The organism is Streptomyces sp. NPDC057654, assembly GCF_042800135.1.
Taxonomy (GTDB): Bacteria; Actinomycetota; Actinomycetes; order Streptomycetales; family Streptomycetaceae; genus Streptomyces.
In genome coordinates, this window is sequence record NZ_JBHVHQ010001487.1 from 1 (window position 1) to 1,015 (window position 1,015).

The 1,015-nt window shown below is 74.8% G+C and carries 1 protein-coding gene and 1 pseudogene; both read right to left on the reverse strand.

What is annotated here, in order from left to right:
* On the reverse strand, positions 1-630 hold a 630-nt coding region (locus ACFU99_RS44540), incomplete at its 3' end, for a DUF917 domain-containing protein (RefSeq protein ID WP_384404630.1).
* 74 nt (positions 631-704) lie between these two features.
* Positions 705-950 (reverse strand): annotated as a pseudogene (locus ACFU99_RS44545) (DUF917 family protein); the annotation flags it as partial.
* Between the last annotated feature and the right edge of the window lie 65 nt (positions 951-1,015).

Sequence of the window (1,015 nt, forward strand, 5' to 3'; positions counted from 1 at the left end):
CCCCGCCGCCGACCCGAACGGCAAGTAGTCCGCCTCGTACCCGAAGTAGCGCGGGCCGGTGAGCGCGAGGCCCTCCGGGGAGGTCCACCGGGGGTCGCAGCGCGCCGCGAGGACGCTGACGCGCAGGCCGTAGCGGAGCCCCTCGGTGGTGACGGGCGAGCCGGTCTCGCTGTCCAGGACGCAGATGAGGTCCGGTGTCGTCGCGACGGTCAGCCCGTCCCGGGTGGCGAGCAAGTGCTCGTTCTGGAAGTCGAGTTCGAGCACCCGGCCCGCGTCGTCGCCGATGCCCTCCAGCCGGGCCCGGCCGCGCGCGAAGCCGCCCTCGGTGCGCCGGCCGACGTCGACGACCTTGCCGGTGAGCAGGTGGACGCCACAGAGCATGGCGCGGGCGGCGGCGACCGGGTCGGTGTGCGCGGCGCGCGCCTCGCGGACCGCCGCGCCGAGGCGTCCGGCCAGGGTGAGCGTCGCCGGTACGAGGCCGTCGGCGAGCTGGTCGCCGCGCAGCACCGTGTCCACGCAGGAGATCTGGCAGCCGAGTTCCACGCACACGGCGCGGGCGATGCGTTCGGCGGCGTGGTTGTCGACGGCCTCGACGATGATGGTGTTGCCCTTGTCGTCGGCGAGCGCCATCGGCGAGTTGGCGACGCCACCATCTGGAGTTCGGGGAAGGCGCGGCCCTTCGCGTCTCCGTCGTCGATCGGCAGGCCCGCGGCGGCGGCGCAGGCGTTGGGCAGCATCGAGTTGACGCCGCCGATCTCGATGGGCGTGATGTGGGTGGCGGGGCGGCCGAGGTGCTTCTCCAGGGCGCGCAGGGCGGTGAGTTCCTCGGCGCCGTTGGGGACGCGTTCGAGGAGCACGGTGGGCGCGCCCATCCCGGCGACGGGGACGACGGTCGCGTCGGCCGGCACCTCGTCGATGGTGACGACGGGCACGGGCCCGTAGGTGCGGATGGCCTCGCGGGCGAGGTGCGTGCCGAGGTACGGGTCTCCGCCGCGGCCGCGGGCGAGGAGTACGG